Raw genomic sequence first — 17021 nt, forward strand, 5'->3', positions numbered from 1 at the left:
CCTTTCAACCCGCTACACGGGTGCGGAAAATTCCAAATCGTTTTCAACCGCCCGAATCATTTCAGGGCGCCACTCCGGCCAGCGCCAAACCGAATGCGTGCAGTCACGCCAATAGCCGTTATACAGCTCGCGGCGGCTCAACTGACCGTAAGCATGGTGCAGTATTTCGCCACCGCCCAAATAAAATGCCGCATGATTGGCCTGCCCGCCCAGCGCGGTTAAAACCACATCGCCCACGCAGATTTCTGCTACATCATCAATACGCCTGAACCCGCACGCCTGCAAATGGGCTACCCAATAACCCGCAGCCGCATCGGCATCCATATCGCCCCGGATATGATCCGGCAAGTCCACCCCGGCCAACATAAACGCATCACGCACCAGCGTGCCGCAATCAGCCGTTCCGTATTCAAATATCCGCCCGCGCAGATGCGGGCAGAACCGAAACAGTTTCAGACGGCCATCAACCACCAACAACCACGGCAGACCGCTATGCGTTTGCGACTGCCGGTCGGCATCCGATAAAAACGGCTCGCCGCCGGGGTGGGAATGCACCACCGCCACAATTTCGCCTGCTTTCTCCGCCAGCAGCCAGTCATCCGCCGAAATTTCAAAGTCATCATCCGGATACATGGCGCGGTTTGTTACAGGGAAAAATTCCAAACCGTTGTAATTAAAAACAATAAACCCGCACATTTCGCGCGGGCTTTCTGCGGCAGCGCAATCTAATATCTTCTGCCGCACTTCCTCGGTTAAAAATTCAATATCCATTATGTATTCACCTTGTCGCTAGACGGAAACCCGCCATAAGGCAGCACCGCCGTTGCTCCAAAGCGGGCGCGGCAGCCAGTTAAACTGCCACTGCATATATCTTTTTCAGGGTCGTTTGTCGGCATATCGAAGCGGTCAGCAACTGCCCGACCCGTGTATCCGCATCCCTCGCCGCGATACTGCCAACAACAGACATTTGCCAGCATGATACGGGCAGGAATAACCGCCCCGTCGGATTCAGACGGCGCCGCCAATTCAAATGTGGCCGATTCCGCCGTCAAACTTGCCAGCCGTTCGACGACAAATTTACTTACCACTTCCTGCGAGGCATCGGCGGTACCGTTACCCGCTTTAAAATTGGCCGCATCAAGAAATTTGGCATAGGTCTGTCGGCGGATAACGGTAACGCCGACAAGCTGGTTAAATTGCTCCGAGGCAGCGGTTACAAACCCGAAAAGATTTGAAACCGACAACGTGGGGCGGTTGCCCGCGCCCTGCGCCGTCATCTCGAAGCCGTCGGCGTGAATCGGGTATGGTTCGTAAGCCTGCCCCTGCCAAACCACAGCGGCGCCCGTTTCGTTCACCTGATTGCACAAATAAAACACTTCACCGCCGAACTCGCGGAAATCAAGCTGCCACAAATCAATCAAAACATCCTGCTGCATATCGGCCAGCGACTGCAACATCACCCCCGACATACCGCTTATACGCGGATTCATGCCAACACCTCCCGAAACTTAAACGCAAGCGAATAAACCTTGCCGCCAAGCGGCGTTTCGGTGTATTTGTCCGACACCGCCACCAACAGCCTTTCACGGCCTTGCGGCTGCCAGTAAAACGATTCCACCCCGCGCCGCGCATCCAAAAATGCTTTGATTTCGTCAATTTCCGCCCGCAAACCGACGATTTTCACATCCCAGCTTTGCAGCTTCGGGCGTAACAGCTTCGGCTGCCGCTGTTCATAACCGCCGCCGAACTGCACCGTGCGCACATCAAAATTATGCTCTGCCGCCGATTCCGACGTAACACGCCATTTAAACGTTTGCTTAGACAATTTACGCTCCAACGGCAAAAGGCCGTCTGAAATTTCAGACGGCCTTTTGCCTAACCTTTATGATAAGTTCCGCCGGGTCGGGCAACATTTTTCACATACCATTGCTCAATCATTACCGGCAACGCCTGCGCCAACTGCCTGCCCATTTCGGTATCGGCCTGTACGCTCGCTTCGCTGCCGCCGCCTGAATTGATGGTGATGCTGATATTGGTATTGCCGCCCGCATTGCGGTTTAGCGCGCCGAGCGAAGCGGTAGGCACCCCTACCACCCCGCCGTCGGCATATCCTTTCAGCCGCAGCCGCTCAACTGCCATCACGCCGCCATGCCGCGCTACATCCCGTTGGCTGAACACCACTTCGCCTTTATGCACAATTCCGGCCGGTTCATATTTGCCGCCGTGGCCGGTATAGCCGCCGCCGGAATAAGAACTCATAACCACGCCGCCTTCGGCATAACCGGCCAATGCCGATTTCATGGCATTTACAATCGCCATTTTTACCAGCATTTTTGCCAAATCCTGCAAAATGGAAACCGTCAGATCACGAAAATCCAGCTTGCCCGTGGCAACGAAATCCGCCAGCGCATCGCCCATGCGATCGAACGTCTGCACTGTTGCATCTTCCATTTGTTCGCGCATACTGCCGAACGAATCCATATAAGCCTGTAAGCCACTTTCTAGGCCGCTGCGCCAATCGTTATCCACAACATCTTGCGCCAGCTGCCGCTGCCTAAGTTTATCCAAGCTGTCGGCTTTGCCCATCCTCATGCTTTCCAGCATTTCAGGCGGTGCGCCTGCGATAGCGGCTTCGGCTATGTGTTTATCCCAAACCCGCGCCAGCGTGAGCTTTTCGATTTCTTCGCGGGTTTTTCCGATCAACGAAATTTCAAACAGTTTGTCTTCAAGCTGTTGCGCCGCTTCCTGCTGCAAACCGCTTTGAATATCGGCATATTTTTTCAACACCGAATTCAACGCGGCCTGCTCGTCGGCATGTTCAGCCGCCGCCAAGGCCGCCGCCTGCTCCGCAGCCGACATCTGCGCATATAGCGGAGAAGATAACAATTCAAGCTGTTTATCTATGGTTTTGCCCGCATTCAGCGCGGATAAGGCCAAAGAAGCGTTGATTTTTTCCTGACTTTGCAGAAAAGTTTCCGACCATTTCTGATAAGCGGTTTTTTCAGGTTCGCCAAGTTTGATAAAGTCTTTGCGTATATCGTTTGAAACTTCGCCTTTTCCGCCGTTTAACCAATCCATACGCGCCATCACTTCGGGCGCGTATTTTCTGCCGACCGGGCCGAGCTTCCAGCGGCCTTTCAGCATATTGTCGATATTGCCTTCGCCGGAATGATAAGCAGATAAAGCGTGGGCGATATTGCCATGATACCTATCCAGCAAAAAGCGCAGATATTTCGCTGCGCCTTCCGCCGAAGACTTCACACTGCCGACATCCACACCGAAACGGCGGGCGGTGTCGGGCATAAACTGCATTACACCCCGTGCGCCGACATTCGATACCGCGCCGATGTTGCCCCGCGATTCCTGCATAGACAAAGCCGCCAAAATGTTTTTCGGCAGGCCGTAACGCTTTTCAATATCCGCATAACCGTATTGGGCGGCTTGGCTTAAAACTTTTTGATTTACCGTATACTTTACGGCCTGCTGATTGCGTTTTGCTGCCCGCACCGCCCGTTCTGCTTCGGCTTTTCTTTCTTCGGCATGGCGCTGCCGCATAACGGCAAGTTCTTTTTCGGCAGCCTTCACCTGTTCAGCCCTGCCGTCGGCGCGAAGTTTGGCAATATCCTGCATCAATTGCCGCTCGGCTTCCAAACGGCGCTGATCTGCCGTTTTATTTTGTTCTTTTACCCGCTCGATACGCTCCTGCGCCGCCACCGCTTCACGATTGGTCTGCGCCTGCCGCTGTCTTTCCTTTTCCTGCTCATCGTTGATTTTTCGCTTTAGCTTAAGCTCTTCAAGCTGCCGCTGTTTTTCTGCGCGTGCATCAGCCGACAAACCGGAATAAATTGATCCGTAAAGACCGCTTCTCCCGTATTGTATATGGCCTTGTTTCAGTTGTAGCTCAAGATCGGCAATCTGCTCATCTAAGGTTGCGCTGCGCCCTATGCTTTTCATCGATTCCCAAGCACCTGCCGCCGCGTCTTTAATACCTTTCCACGCTTTTTCAATCAGGCCGAGATTTTCCAAAACCCTGCCCGACATCTGATCGGATTCGTCGGCAAACTTACGCAACACCAACTCAACGGCCTCCTGCGCCCGCCCCTGCGCCTGCAAAGCCTTAACCTGCGCGTAAACATCTGCATTCAGGGTTTGGTAAACGCCCGAAAATTTTACGATGGCCTTCAGCGGATCTTCGGCAATCTGTTCGTATTGCTTGGCAACATCTTCAACCGATTTGCCGGTGGCCTGAGACTGCAACACAATAGACTGCGCGAAGCGTTCGTAGTCTTGCGCCCCCACCCTGCCGCTGGCAACCAAAGCAATCAGGGCTTCGCGCGCCTCGGCATAGCCGCCGGTGGCCGCACCGATTTTCAAAACCAGGCTCTGCATACGGTCGGCGGATATGCCGGCACTGCCTCCCGCCAGCGTTAAGGCGTTTTCCAGCGCACGCACGTCTTCCGCACCCTTATAGGCGGCATAGCCCAGCGCGGCCACCGCCGAAGCCGCGCCGCCGATGGCGACACGGGCAGGCGTGAACAGGCTAGCCAAACCTTTAAACATCGAGCCGAAGCCGCCGAACGAATCGCGAAGCTGCCCGCCCTGCTGCAAGGCGATCAGCAACGGGTTTTGGCCGCCTGCCAACTGGGTAACGATATCCGTCATCTGCGCGGGCACCATGCGCATAGCGTTGTTGTACTGCCGCTGGCTCAATGTGGCGCGGGCGGTGGCCTGCCCGACCAGGTTCAAGGCGCGGGCGCGGGATTCCAAATAGGGAATATCGGCACCGCGCTGTTTGGCGATTTCCAGATAATATTCCAGCGTGTTGCGCCCGCCCGTGCGGGTTTCCACCGCCAGCCGCTCGAGTGCGCGTTCGACACGGCGGGTTTCCCGCTCGATTTCCCGCGCGGATTTGGCGGTTTGCTCCGCGCCCTGCTTCGCGCCGTCGCCGATTTTCGCGGCACCGGCCGCCGCGCGTTTGCCGCCCGCTTCGGCTTTTCTACCGAAATCTTCAACGGTTTTTTCCAGCGATTCGATACCGCGCTTGGCCGCTTCGGTGTCTGCGCTGAATTTTAAAGATACTTCGTTGCTACTTGCCATTTTCGCGCTCCGCCCACATAGACAATACTTCCCGCTCCATCAGCCGTATTTTCCGCAATAGGGATCTACGGCTTTTGCGCTTGATACCCTGCATATCCATCACCGCCGCAACCGCGCCGTAATCCAGCCCGTAGGCTCCGGAAAAACCCACGCGCCATTGCGTCGACACCGCAATGAACAATTCAACCGCCCGCCGGTTGCACGGCCATACTTCCACCTGCTCTTCGGTAAAATCCGCCGCTGTCAAACCGAAAGCACGCATGGCAGATTCGTCGGCTTTCGGCTTATACAGCGCGCGGGCGGCGGCTATCAGTTTCCCACGCGGGCGTTAAAGATTTCGTCGATATAGCCGGTAGTGATCCGTAATGCGGCAAACAGATAGTTTTCCAGCAGTTTTTCAACGTTTCCACGGCTAAATTCCTCTTCCAAATCCCAGCCGGAAACGCAATCCATTACAGATTCAACACCGTATCCGTCTTTGTGTTTTTCAACAAATTCATCCACCGCCTTTTTGCTGCGCCATTTGTAAACCAACTCCACCGGCTGCGGCTCGCCGCCCGCAACAGGAATATAAACAGTATGTTTGAATGTTGCTTCAGGGTTTAATTTCAATTTCGACATTTTCACTCCAACAGGCCGTCTGAAACGGTTTCAGACGGCCAAACAGGGTTAATAACGGCTGATTTCGCCATCAAGTGCGTATGAAATATTGATTTTCATACCTTCGTTGCGGGTAAGCGTCGGAACCTTATTCACGCTGAACAACCCGTTATAGGCAATCGCACCGCCGTTTGACAAGCGGATAAGCATAGGCGTGCGCACCTTGCTTTCGCCCGCAGCCACCGCCGCTTTATAACCGGGCAGCGTTGGGTCGTCAGCCACCCCGAACGTGAACGACATCGCCGTTTTCACGGTGGGAAGCTGGCGCTCAAAATCGTCTTCCAAAAAGCCGTAGTTGTAATACTGCTGTTCGCCGCCTGACATCGACACTTCCAAAATCTGAGAAAGCTGCGTCCAAGTTTTCACCTTGCGGAACTTGCCGCCGCCGGCACCTGCCGGATAATCAGCGGTTGAAGTGGTGTTCAAACCATCCAGCTTAAACGCATCCGCCGTTGTTTGCGTTACACGAAAAACACGGCCGTATAACTTGCTCCAGCCGCTGTCGAAAACGATATAATCGCCCGTTGCCAAACCGTGGCCGGTGGAAGTAACCACCGCCTCGGCGGCATTGGTTACGGCGGTCGCGGTTTTTTCAACGTCAAGCGCCGAACCGATATGAACGGTCGAGCCGTTCGGTAAAGTCAAAGCCATTGCCATACTCCAAAAAGAAAACCCGCCGAAGCGGGTAAAAAAAGGCCGTCTGAAACAGACGGCTACGAAAACACATAAAAATCCTGCTGCATACCGCGCCACCCCGTATCGGGGTCGTATGCCGACAAGGCCGCGCCGAGTGCCGCCGAGCGCGCCTGCAAACTTAACGCCGATTCGATTTGCTGAGACAATTCCACCGCCGCCAGCCTGTCGGCCGCCCACACAGAAACCTGCACGCGCACTTGATAACCGCCGCCGGTTTGGTTGTCCAAATAAAGATTTCCCTCACCGCCCACGCGCTGGATAACCACAAACGGAACCACCGCGTTATCCGGCGCGAAATCATGGTAAACATCCGTTTCAGGCGACACCGACTTCACAGCCCGCACCACCAACGCTTCAACCGCCATAAACCGCCCTTTCCACGATTTCCACAATCATCTGCTCCGCCTGCCGCCGCTTGGCATCGAACGCCGGGCGCAGAAACGGCACCGCCGGCATTCGCGCCGTGCCGAACTCAACCCACCGCGCATAAGGCACATAGCCCTTGGAAGTGGAAACCTTGCGGAACGAAACACGGTAAACCGCCCTTTCCAGCGGCACCGATTCTTCTTTCACTTCGGCCATATAAACCGATTTTTTCAAATCGCCCGGCCTGAACAGATATTTGGAACCTAACCGCCCCTTATTTCTGCCACGGCTGAAAACATGCGGCATCCCGCCCGATGCGGTGCTGTAAAACCAGTGCGCCGCTTCGCTTCGCGGCGCCCGCTCTTCAACTTCCAACCTAACCATCCAGGCTGCCTTGACAACGGCATACCTAACCGCCTTGCCCGCCTCTTCCTTGACATCGGCCAGCCTGCCGAGCGCCGCCGACAAATCAACATCCACCTCCAACACGGCTAACCTGCCTTTTCACACACCAAATCTACAAACCGCCGCAGCGTCAAATCAGGCAGCACGGATTTAATATCGTAAATATCGCCGTTTTTCAGCACCACGCGCATATCCGCCGTGATTTTCGGATTCCAGCGCACGCGGATACTGGCTTTTACAATACCCACCTCCATATCGCCTTTAATGGTTTCCGCGCCCGATGTGTGGCGGATATTCGCCCACAGCTTCATCAGCGGCCGCCATTCAGTAACGGTTGCGCCCGCAGCATCGGTCGCTTTGTGCTTGGCCTGTATTTCAATACGGCAGTTCAGCGTTCCTGCTTCCATATCATTCACCAATAATCAAAAATGTTTATTAATGCACTTGCCTTTATAATCATTTTTGCTTATAATTATTCCATCGCAACAAAGCGGAGGGCAGAAATGATATGAAGCAAAGCGAGTTCCTAAAGTGGCTGATTGCACAAGGGGTTGAAACCAGAGAGGGTACGAAACACATCAAACTTTTCTACAACGGCAAACAATCCCACCTGCCCCGCCACCCGGGCAAGGAATTAAAAACAGGTTTGGTGCAGGGCATCAAAAAACAGTTAGGCTTAAAATAACCAAGCCCCGCAAGGGGCTTTGAAAGGAATATCATGTTTTATCCCGCCGCGTTCACACCCGCCGAAGAGGGCGGTTATGTGGTTACTTTCCCCGACATACCCGAAGCCATCACACAGGGCGACGATTTAACCGAAGCCCGCGAAATGGCGGCAGATGTGCTGCTTTCGGCAATGGATTTCTATTTTGAAGACCGCCGCCCGGTGCCGCTGCCTTCCAAACCGAAAAAAGGCGAAGAGTGGGTTGCCCTGCCTGCAAGCGTGTTTGCCAAAGTGCTGCTGCTCAACGAAATGCTGGCGCAAAACATCAGCAATGCCGAACTGGCGCGGCGCATGGAAATCCGCCCGCAGGAAGTGCAGCGCATCACCAACCTCAACCACACAACCAAAATCGACACCATCGCCCGCGCCCTGATGCAGTTGGGCAAACACTTGACCGTCAATACGGTTTCAGCATAACATAAGGCCGTCTGAACCACCGTTCATAGAGTGGCTCAATTTTAGACCACAACTATGGCTCAGTTTTGGAGTGGAATTGACGATGTTCAGACGGCCTTAAAACAACACCCCTTGCGACAAGGCGTTTTCGATGCGCTGGCAGGCAATATCGAAGTATTTCGGCTCTTTTTCGATACCGATAAAGCGGCGGCCAAGCCTAAGTGCAGAAACGCCGGTGCTGCCTGTGCCCATAAACGGGTCGAGAATCAAATCACCTTTTTCACTGGCAGACATCACCGCTTTGTTCATCACATATTGAGGCTTTACGGTAGGGTGGTCGAACGGGTTTTTTTCCACATTTCCCACTACAAAACGGGTTTTGCTTTCCCATATATGTTTCCTGTAGCCGTGTATCATGTATTCTGTATCGGGCAGATAGGTGTTGCAGGTAAGCGGGGTCGGATTTTTCTTGTTCCACGTTAAAACCATCCAATTCAATCCTTGAGATTTGGCCTGAACAATGATTTCAACAAGCTGCGATTTTGCACAAAATACCAGCCAATTTTCAAAGTTTTGTAATATGGATATATCAAAACCTCCATCCAAATGCCGGTTTATATCAGCCATATACTTACGTTGCCCCCCCAAATTTCCGCCCCCAGCCTGCAAAACATAAGGCGGGTCGGAAATAAGCGCATCAACCTTATTTTCAGACAACACTACCGGCAACACATCAGCACAATCACCAAGATACAGCGTAGCACCGTCAAATTCCTGTTTCTGCATATTATTGTTCTTCCAAAGACGCCATCAGCAATTGCAAATGCCCTATGCCGACATCAAGTATCGGTCGTTATTGTGCAGCGCTTCCGACCAGATAAAAATAGGTAATACCGCGATATTCCCGCGCCTCAATCAGGCCGTCTGAAACCATTTCATCGAGATCACGGCGGGTTGTGACATAATCGGTCAAACTTTGGTCGCGGCGAAGCCAGCGGTTTACTGCCGTGCAGGTTGCGCCCGGGTTGGCTTTGATATAGCTCAAAATATGCTGTTTCATGTGTGCATCATGGTAAACAGGCCGTCTGAAATCTGCTGTTCAGACGGCCTGTTTGGTTGTGCCGATTGAAAGAGAGGGGCGGCATATCCCTTTTTCAAGACGGTGCGGCACGCCGTATCAGCCGCAAACGGATAACAAAAGCAGAAAAGTGTTTTTCAGGCGGTGTACGGATTACACTTAACCTCACAGAACCATTTTCCCGGTAGCAGAAAATGGCTACACACCGTAAAGCCGGTAGGGCTGCACCAAATGCCAAAAAGCGGCGGGGATTTCGTTTTGCGCCGACGCCGATTCGCGGTTTTGATACCAGCCGCCAATCAGCAACAACAGCGCCTGCACCGCCGCAGCGGTATAGTGCAGGCCGTCGGGGTCGGTTGCGGGTATCTCGGCATCCTCCCCGTACCAGTTGCGGCCGGTTTGCGTTTTCAGCGTTTCCAATGCCGCTTGCCGGTATTGTTCCAACAGCGCATCTTCGCTGTCGTCGTCAATCCGGCAATGGCCGCGGATTTGCTCAAGCGTTACCATCGCCGGTACCTTTGTTTTGCGGTGCGCCTGCTTCGGCCTTGTCCAGCAAGTCGCCGCCTTGGGCTTTTTCGGCTTCCTGCGCGGCCTTGGCCGCCGCTTCGGCTTCGCCATCGATTTCGGCAATCAATCCCGCTTCAATCAGGGCGGCAGCGTCCAATTCGTGCAATTCGCGGGTTTCGCCCGCCCAGTATTGCCTGTCGCCGAAGTGTTGTTCTAAAACACGGTATTTTTTCATGATGGTTTCCTTTTTAATCAGCAGGAACCATTTTGTCGGGAACAACAAAATGGTTCCTGCTTCCTGTTTGAGGATTAAGCGGTTTTGGCCGCCAAAGTGCCTTTAATAAAGGCTTCGGGGCGGTAAACGGCCAACGCCAAGCGCTCGTAACATTTGATGGTAACGAGGTTTTTTTCGAAATCGTCTTGGTTGGTGGTGGCGATTTCCACACCGACTTCTTCGCGGTCGAACACTTGCGCGCCCAACGTGAAGGCACCGGCCAGGAATGTGCCGCCCGCCAAGGCCACGGTTTCTACTACCGGCAGCCGCCACAGGCGCGGCGTTGCGCCGTCTTGCGGGTTGCCGATAATCAGACGGCCGGTTTCGTCTTTTTGCAGTTCGATTTTCGCCCAATCAACAGGGTTCAGCACAAAACCGCTGGCGGGATACTCTGCCAAAGCGGCCTGCAAGGCGGCAAGGCGCAATTGGTCGATAATGGTGTATTTCGCCATATTGGCCGGGTCGGCAAAGGCGGTGGCCTGCGGCAGAATACCTTTCAGGTTTTGGCCGCTGCCGTCGCCGTTAAGCAGTTGGCGGTCTTCGACTTCTTTCAAGCCGTAAACCATGCGGTGGTTGATAAACGATTCCAGTTGGGCGGCATCGGCCAAAATGTTTTTGCTGGCTTTGAGCAGATGGCCGATGTTTTTCACCGATGTTTCCACTTCGGTGAATTTCAGGTCTGAATATTCAAACGCCTCTCCTTCGCCTTTGGCTTTGGCGTTATTGTTGAAACCCGTTTCGCGCACATAGGTAATAGTATTGCTGCCGGTTGTGCCTTTAGCCAAGAGATCGCGAATCGTCAGGCGGCGTTCGGGCATGGCAAGAATGCCGCCTTGGCGGTCGGGCGTTACCAATACGCCTGCCGCGCCGTCGGTATCGGTGGTCAGGCTGCTGATTGTGGCCTTAACGTGGATACCGCAGGATTTACCGCTTACGGTGGATTCTGCAATTTCTTTCACACCATCGGCAGCGGCAATCAGTGCGCCCAGCGATTTACGGCCTTCGGGTTCGCCGCCTTCGCGCGCTTGTTTCTGCTCCAGTTCCTGCAAGCGCGGAAAAATATCGTTCATTTTAACCAGCGCTTCGTCGGCCTGTTCTTTCAAGGCGTTAAAATTTTGCTCGCCTTTTTCCATACGGCCTTTGATTTCGTCGCCCAAAGCCTGCACGTCGCTTTTGGCTTTGGCGAATTCGGCGGCCAATTCTTTAATGTTTTCGCTCATTGCTTGATACCTTTCAAAATATTTAAAGCGGATTCAATATCTTTTGCTTCGGGGTCTTCTGCATCACGCAAAAGTTGGCGCAAACCGTGTGAAGCAATGGCAGTAGCTTGCGCTTTGGAAAACCCTGCATCGCGCAGAAATTTTTCAAATTCGGGCAGCGTGGGCAGGCCGTCTGAAAAATCGGCTTTCACGCTGTCAACCGTGGCGGCTTCGTTTGCCGGAAATGTAACGATGGAAACTTCCCACAAATCCAATTCCAACAAATCTTGCGTGCCGTCTTCGTTTTGCCGTGTGGTAATTTCTCTGTAACCAATCGACATGCCGCCCAATGCTTTTTCTTTCAGCAGCGCATAAGCGGCGCGGGCTTGCGGAATATCATCAATCAGCAGGCGGCCTTCGACATATAAGCCGTGGTCGTCTTCCTGCATTTTGGTAAACACACCGATAGGGTCGCCGCGCCAATGCTGCCAAAGCATGGGCGGCAAACGGCCTTTTGCTGCCCATTTCTCCAAGCTCTTTTTAAAGGCACCGGGTCGCACAATATCGCCGTAGCTGTCTTCATTGTGAAACACGCTTCCGTAGCCGGTAAATGTGCCGTTTTCATCAACTGATTTGATTTCAAGCGCTATTTCAAGATGCTTGGTTTTCATTGCTGTTTCCTACCTTATCGAGGGTTGTCATATTTACCTGCACAGTCAACACATCACCGCCTTCTACTGGCGGCAGGTTTTCCAGCCGCCGCACTTCGTTACGGCTCATCACGCCGTTTTGCAGCATTTGGTTATAAAACGCGGCGCGGGCGGAACTGTCTGCCCGCAGCAAGCCTTCCACGCTGAATTTCGGGCTGTATTTGCTGCGCTCGGCAGGTTTCAGCAGTTTGCGGGTTATGGTTTGCTCAAACCGCACCAATAAAGGGCTTATCGAATAGGTTAAGAAACCGATATTGGTTGTTTCCAAGCTACTTGCCCAACTGCTGGCCTTGTCGGTATGCCCGATAAGTTGCGGAGGCGTGCCGAAAGCGCGGCAGATTTCTTCAATGCCGAAATGGCGCGATTCCAAAAGCTGCGCGTCGGCGGGGTTGATACGGATACTGCCGCTGCCCGCCAAATCCATACCCGCTTCAAGCACCATAAATTTGCCGGCGTTTTCAGGTTTGGAAAATTCCGCCATATGCGCCCGCAAATCGGTACGTTGCTGCTGCGTTAAAACCCGATCGCCCGTTTTCAGAAATCCGCCCGCCTTCAGGCCGTTTTTAAACTCGTGCTGCGCGGCTTTGTTGGCATCCAACTGCCCGCCCAGTGTTTCGGCGGCGTAGCGTATCGGGCTTAAACCAACCAATCCGTCAAGCGAAAAACCGCGAAAATGCAGAATATCGGCTTCGGAATATTCTTTGATTTTTCCGCCTTTGGCGTATCGGTAGCCGATGGCGCCGCCTTCGGTGCGCGCCACAGCCATGCTTTCGGAATCAAGCGGTTCAAGTGCCACCACGCCGCTGCCGCTGTTGCGGTGTATTCGGGCATATGCGTTTCCCCACAAATCCTGCGAGGCGGTCATGGCCTGCCAAAATTCGGCCGCGCACATATCGGCGTTGGGCGTGTCGTGCAAAATACCGTAGAGCGGGTGGTCGGTGGCAAATTCGCCGGCATTGGTACGCAAATGCAGCGGCAGTGTGGAAACGGTTTCGGCGCGAAGCCGCACGCACGCCCATACTGCCGATATTTTCAGGGCGGCGTTGGCGGTTACGATGCTGCCAGATGCAGTTGCGGCACCCGTAACCGGCGGCGCGGTGCCGCCTTTGTCTAAATGGTGGCGTCCGGTAAAGCTGCCAAAAAAACGCGACCAAAAGCCCACTCTTTCCAAATCTGCCATGCTTATTCCTATGCAAAAGGCCGTCTGAAGGTTTCAGACGGCCTAAGCAATAATCATATCATTTAAAAAATCGTCCACACTGCCTTTGGCTACCGGATTTAGCGAAAGCAGCGAAACAGCGTTGAAAAATGCCATCAGCGGGTCGATTTTTGCGGTACCACTGGCTTGCTTGGTAATAAGTATGCCGTTGGCTCGCTGTTCGACTCTGGCATTACCGACCACCCAATTCATCATATTGCTGCCGCTATGGATAAAACAGCCCTCAGCCAGCTTGCGTTCGGCGGTTTTTACCGCCGCCCCAAGCTGCCAACCCTGCCTAACCCCGACAACCGATTCTTCGGGTACGCCCTGTTCCAACATGGCGTCGAGTATCGACCCCACTCCGTGCGGGTCTAGTCCGCATTTATCTAACAGGCCGCTGGCGTATACCTGCGCTACGATGGCGGCCACTTCGTCGCTGTCGTCGCCGATGCGGTTTACCAGCGTTAAATCGCCCTGTTTGGCGAAATCCAGCAGGCGGGGCGCAATTTCTTTCCGCCGCTCCAACACGGACGGGTGCGCCCACGCATGAAACCAGCCAGCCCACATGCGCGGGTTGCTTTTCAGACGGCCTACCGCCGATATGCCCAACAAGTCATCCAATCCGCCGCCGTCAACGCCTATATCGATAACTTCGCAATGCTCCAGCAGCCAATCAAGGCTGACTTGCGGCTCTTTGCCGCTTTTTTCCCAAAATTCGGCGCCCGGCCAGTAATCGGCGGTTAGGGATAGGGCAATCTGCACGTTTAAATGCTTTGCCATAAACCGCCGCAAGGCAATTTCGCCGTCTGCCTTGGCGGTTTCAAATTCGCCGGTTAGGTATGCTTCGGAAACCGATGCGCCCAAATTCGGGTTGGTAACATAGAAATTTTCAGGCAGGCGGTAGGTGCCGTTATCCAACATTTCCTGCGGAAATTCGTACATTACCGGCAACATGCGGTTGTCGATGCGCTTACCGTCGCGGATTTCTCGGGCGCGTTTCAGCAGGTCGGCAAATACGCCTGCGGGTGCCTCGTCCGACATGGTGGAGAGGTAAATCACAAACCCCTCCGGGCGCGAAGCCAAACCGCCCTTGGCTTCAGTGAACATATCCGCCGCCTTGGCGCGTTTACCAAACAGCCAAACTTCCTCAATCAATACCCCCGTGCCTTTGATACCCGCAACGGTATCACTTTCGGCGGCCAAAACTTTCAGGGTGGCACCGGTCATGCGGTGAATGATGGTGCGGGTGTGGTCTTGTACTTGGAACAGGTCTGATAATTCGTTATCCGCCCTTATCATGGCCTTTGCCGGTTTGAAACTGTTGTTTGCCACTTCCACAGTTGGCGCAATGATGAAAAATTCCGCCTCCCGCCGCCAGTTAAGAATCAGCGCAGTAAGCATCACGCCGGCCGCCAATGTGGATTTCATGTTTTTTTTGCTGATTAGGAGGAAAAATTCCTGAATCAGCCGCACGCCGCTCTGCGGGTCGTATGCGCCGAAAATGGCCGCTACAAATTCGTAAACCCATTCACGCGTTACTTCGCCCATCATGGGTTCGCCCGGCACATCCACCAGACGCAACTGTTTGAATATCTTTAAAGCCAGTTCGGCGGATTCTTTAAACAGCGGGTCAAGCGGTATCAGGCTTTCTCCGGCGATAATCCGCCGCTTCCAATCGGGGCAGGCGGTCGACCATGATTTTTTCAACATAACCTGCCCTGCATTGGTTCTGGCGGCTGCATCGTGCCGAACCGGCCGCCCATCGCATTACGCGCGGCTTCCCGTTCCGCATCTTTTTTGCCCATATCGGCAACTTTGCCGTGATGGTAGGGCAATAAGGATTTCGCCGCTTCGATTTGCTGCCGGTTAAGTGATAAAACACCAAGCTGACACAAAATCAACTGGTCTTTCGGGTCGGTTTGGTCGTATACCACGCCGTCAAGTTCGATAGTCGTTCCTCGCACAATGGCACGCTCGCGGGCGGCAAGGGCTATTCTGTCGAGGCTTTCGGAAGACTCCGCCTGTTCGGCCTTTTCAGCCTCGTCCGCAGGCAACGATGCAGACGGCAAATGCGCACGCACGCCATCAGCTGCCCGCTCCGGTGCGGCTGCATAGCCGGCTTCCTTTAAGCTTGCGATTTCGGCCAGCACATCTTCATCTTTTGCCAACCGCGAACCGCTGGCACTGGCTGTTTTTGCGCTGTAACCGGCAGCGATTGCCGCTTCCCGATTACTCAAGCCGCGTACTTTCGCTTTGGCGAATGCTTCTTTTTGTTCGTTCATTGCCATAACGACACCCTAACAAAAAAAGCACCGACAAAGCGGTGCCTAAGTAGCATAAAATGCCAAAATCAACATATTAATCAGCCTGTTAAAAATTGGCTTTAACAACTTCCCACAGGAAAAAATTCTGCAAATGGGAGGGCGGGCGGTCTAGAAGGGAAAGCCCTCCGAACTTTTAACCCCCCCATCCCTACGGGCCAAATGCTCGGCACACTGTTTAATGCTGTCATGGCATTTTTTACATAACGGCTGCCAGTTTGATTTATCCCAAAACAGCGCATCGTTGCCGCCGTGCGGCGTTTTATGGTCAACCACCATGGCAGCAACGGGAGATAAATCCGTACTACACATCACACACAATGGATTTTCCGCCAAAAATGCCGCACGCTCACGCTGCCAACGGTAGCCGTAGCCACGCGCCGCACTGCTTGCGCCCTTAGCCGCACGAGCCGAACCAGGCACACCGCCCACAACAGGCAATTTAGCATCCAATCCCGACAATCGCGGACTAACGGTTTTCAACCTACCCATAACTAACCACCCATAGCAAAGGCCGTCTGAAATCTATTCAGACGGCCTTTTAAAACTGTTCTAAGCTTGCTTCAAACGCAACAAAACTAATTTGCCATAATTTAAACAAAAAAGTGGTACGGTTGTCAACAGGTTTTTAACAGGCGTTTAACATCTGCATCCGCTTCCAAGTTCCATCGGGCATTTCGCAGAATGCGCTTATAGGTATCCAACGAAACAGGCCGCTTAAGCCCTGCCGCCTTCGCCGCCTGCGTGCCAATCTCACGGTACTCGACCATCAATATTTCACGCCGCCGCGTGGACAGCTTACAAATCGCCCTATCCATTACCGACGCAATCGAATCAACGTCAACACCGTAAGGCAGATTGGCAGTACCGCCGGTATTGCCGACAACCACACCACCCGACATCCAAAAATTCACACGGCTTACACCAAAACCTAAGCCGCCATCTTCACGCTTGGCAGACCATTCCGCCCACCATAACAACAAATCATCAAGTTTCATTTCCCGTGCTTTTCCACGCCGCACGGATTTTGCCATTAGCCCCGTCTGAATCTATCGCAGGGCTTTGTTTATTAAGGCTTGATTTTATCAAATCGCAACATCCAAAACAAATATGTTGCACTTGTCCATATTTTTGCCCCACTTGTCCACACTTGACCATACTTTCGGACGGGCTGAAAGCCTTTAAATTCAGCACTTGTCCAACTTGTCCATAGTAATTTATATATTCCGCATGCGTGATACAAAAAATAAATATCAAAAAAGCACTAGTAAAAAAATACGCGCATGATTTTTATCACGCGCGTATAGAACTTTAAAAAAGGTGGACAAGTTGGACAAGTGCTGAATTTAAAGGCTTTCAGCCCGTCCGAAAGTATGGTCAAGTGTGG

General features: G+C 53.3%; 23 protein-coding genes. 2 read left to right on the top strand and 21 right to left on the bottom strand.

The window, feature by feature from the left end; all coding sequences use genetic code 11:
- Positions 1-12 precede the first annotated feature (12 nt).
- From H7A79_RS08740 to H7A79_RS08785, 10 genes are all read right to left on the bottom strand, one after another.
- The gene (locus tag H7A79_RS08740) at positions 13-774 is read right to left on the bottom strand and encodes a C40 family peptidase (RefSeq protein ID WP_187001673.1); all 762 of its coding nucleotides are present in this window, start codon (positions 772-774) and stop codon (positions 13-15) included.
- A complete protein-coding gene (locus H7A79_RS08745) occupies positions 771-1490 on the bottom strand; it encodes a phage minor tail protein L (RefSeq protein WP_186999976.1) in 720 nt (239 codons plus the stop codon). Before H7A79_RS08745 ends, H7A79_RS08740 begins: the two co-directional genes overlap by 4 nt.
- Entirely contained in the window at positions 1487-1825 is a 339-nt protein-coding gene (locus H7A79_RS08750) for a phage tail protein (protein WP_186999977.1), read from the bottom strand. The genes H7A79_RS08745 and H7A79_RS08750 overlap by 4 nt, the downstream gene beginning before the upstream one ends.
- 50 nt (positions 1826-1875) lie before the next feature.
- A complete protein-coding gene (locus H7A79_RS08755) occupies positions 1876-5097 on the bottom strand; it encodes a phage tail length tape measure family protein (RefSeq protein WP_186999978.1) in 3222 nt (1073 codons plus the stop codon).
- Positions 5087-5359, bottom strand: a complete 273-nt coding sequence (locus tag H7A79_RS08760) for a DUF1799 domain-containing protein (protein ID WP_186999979.1) — start codon at positions 5357-5359, stop codon at positions 5087-5089. Before H7A79_RS08760 ends, H7A79_RS08755 begins: the two co-directional genes overlap by 11 nt.
- A 47-nt stretch (positions 5360-5406) precedes the next feature.
- Positions 5407-5718, bottom strand: a complete 312-nt coding sequence (locus H7A79_RS08765) for a phage tail assembly chaperone (protein ID WP_186999980.1) — start codon at positions 5716-5718, stop codon at positions 5407-5409.
- A 48-nt stretch (positions 5719-5766) separates the two neighbouring features.
- Positions 5767-6408 (bottom strand): phage tail protein, encoded by a 642-nt coding sequence (locus tag H7A79_RS08770; protein ID WP_186999981.1) that lies wholly within the window; start codon positions 6406-6408, stop codon positions 5767-5769.
- A gap of 62 nt (positions 6409-6470) precedes the next feature.
- Positions 6471-6818 (bottom strand): tail completion protein gp17, encoded by a 348-nt coding sequence (gene gp17 / locus H7A79_RS08775; RefSeq protein WP_186999982.1) that lies wholly within the window; start codon positions 6816-6818, stop codon positions 6471-6473.
- Positions 6808-7308: an HK97-gp10 family putative phage morphogenesis protein gene (locus tag H7A79_RS08780; protein WP_186999983.1), complete on the bottom strand. Its 501-nt coding sequence runs from the start codon at positions 7306-7308 to the stop codon at positions 6808-6810. The genes gp17 and H7A79_RS08780 overlap by 11 nt, the downstream gene beginning before the upstream one ends.
- Before the next feature lie 2 nt (positions 7309-7310).
- A complete protein-coding gene (locus H7A79_RS08785; protein ID WP_186999984.1) occupies positions 7311-7631 on the bottom strand; it encodes a phage head closure protein in 321 nt (106 codons plus the stop codon).
- A 101-nt stretch (positions 7632-7732) separates the two neighbouring features.
- Between H7A79_RS08785 and H7A79_RS08790 the strand changes: the two genes are divergently transcribed.
- Positions 7733-7909 (top strand): type II toxin-antitoxin system HicA family toxin, encoded by a 177-nt coding sequence (locus H7A79_RS08790; RefSeq protein WP_186999985.1) that lies wholly within the window; start codon positions 7733-7735, stop codon positions 7907-7909.
- 33 nt (positions 7910-7942) lie between these two features.
- Positions 7943-8365 carry a type II toxin-antitoxin system HicB family antitoxin gene (locus tag H7A79_RS08795; RefSeq protein WP_186999986.1) on the top strand — a complete coding sequence of 141 codons (423 nt, stop codon included), beginning with the start codon at positions 7943-7945 and terminating at the stop codon, positions 8363-8365.
- Between the two features lie 96 nt (positions 8366-8461).
- On the opposite strand, the gene H7A79_RS08800 is transcribed toward H7A79_RS08795, so the two are convergent.
- The 11 genes from H7A79_RS08800 to H7A79_RS08850 form a co-directional block, all read right to left on the bottom strand.
- A complete protein-coding gene (locus H7A79_RS08800) occupies positions 8462-8833 on the bottom strand; it encodes a DNA-methyltransferase (RefSeq protein ID WP_186999987.1) in 372 nt (123 codons plus the stop codon).
- Between the two features lie 364 nt (positions 8834-9197).
- A complete protein-coding gene (locus H7A79_RS08805) occupies positions 9198-9404 on the bottom strand; it encodes a hypothetical protein (RefSeq protein WP_186999988.1) in 207 nt (68 codons plus the stop codon).
- A 216-nt stretch (positions 9405-9620) separates the two neighbouring features.
- Complete coding sequence (locus H7A79_RS08810) at positions 9621-9929, bottom strand: head-tail connector protein (RefSeq protein WP_186999989.1); 309 nt, start codon at positions 9927-9929, stop codon at positions 9621-9623.
- Complete coding sequence (locus H7A79_RS08815; protein WP_186999990.1) at positions 9916-10164, bottom strand: hypothetical protein; 249 nt, start codon at positions 10162-10164, stop codon at positions 9916-9918. The genes H7A79_RS08810 and H7A79_RS08815 overlap by 14 nt, the downstream gene beginning before the upstream one ends.
- Positions 10165-10238: 74 nt before the next feature.
- On the bottom strand, positions 10239-11423 hold the full coding sequence (locus H7A79_RS08820; protein WP_186999991.1) for a phage major capsid protein: 1185 nt from the start codon (positions 11421-11423) through the stop codon (positions 10239-10241).
- On the bottom strand, positions 11420-12073 hold the full coding sequence (locus H7A79_RS08825; RefSeq protein ID WP_186999992.1) for an HK97 family phage prohead protease: 654 nt from the start codon (positions 12071-12073) through the stop codon (positions 11420-11422). The genes H7A79_RS08820 and H7A79_RS08825 overlap by 4 nt, the downstream gene beginning before the upstream one ends.
- On the bottom strand, positions 12054-13292 hold the full coding sequence (locus H7A79_RS08830) for a phage portal protein (protein WP_186999993.1): 1239 nt from the start codon (positions 13290-13292) through the stop codon (positions 12054-12056). The genes H7A79_RS08825 and H7A79_RS08830 overlap by 20 nt, the downstream gene beginning before the upstream one ends.
- Before the next feature lie 42 nt (positions 13293-13334).
- Positions 13335-15023: a terminase large subunit gene (locus H7A79_RS08835; protein WP_186999994.1), complete on the bottom strand. Its 1689-nt coding sequence runs from the start codon at positions 15021-15023 to the stop codon at positions 13335-13337.
- The gene (locus tag H7A79_RS08840) at positions 15017-15601 is read right to left on the bottom strand and encodes a terminase small subunit (protein WP_186999995.1); all 585 of its coding nucleotides are present in this window, start codon (positions 15599-15601) and stop codon (positions 15017-15019) included. The genes H7A79_RS08835 and H7A79_RS08840 overlap by 7 nt, the downstream gene beginning before the upstream one ends.
- 144 nt (positions 15602-15745) lie before the next feature.
- Complete coding sequence (locus tag H7A79_RS08845; RefSeq protein WP_353663615.1) at positions 15746-16087, bottom strand: HNH endonuclease; 342 nt, start codon at positions 16085-16087, stop codon at positions 15746-15748.
- A 164-nt stretch (positions 16088-16251) separates the two neighbouring features.
- Positions 16252-16632, bottom strand: coding sequence for a hypothetical protein (locus H7A79_RS08850; RefSeq protein WP_246407842.1), 381 nt, complete (start codon positions 16630-16632; stop codon positions 16252-16254).
- Positions 16633-17021: the final 389 nt, after the last annotated feature.

Source organism: Neisseria musculi (genome assembly GCF_014297595.2).
Lineage (GTDB): Bacteria > Pseudomonadota > Gammaproteobacteria > Burkholderiales > Neisseriaceae > Neisseria > Neisseria musculi.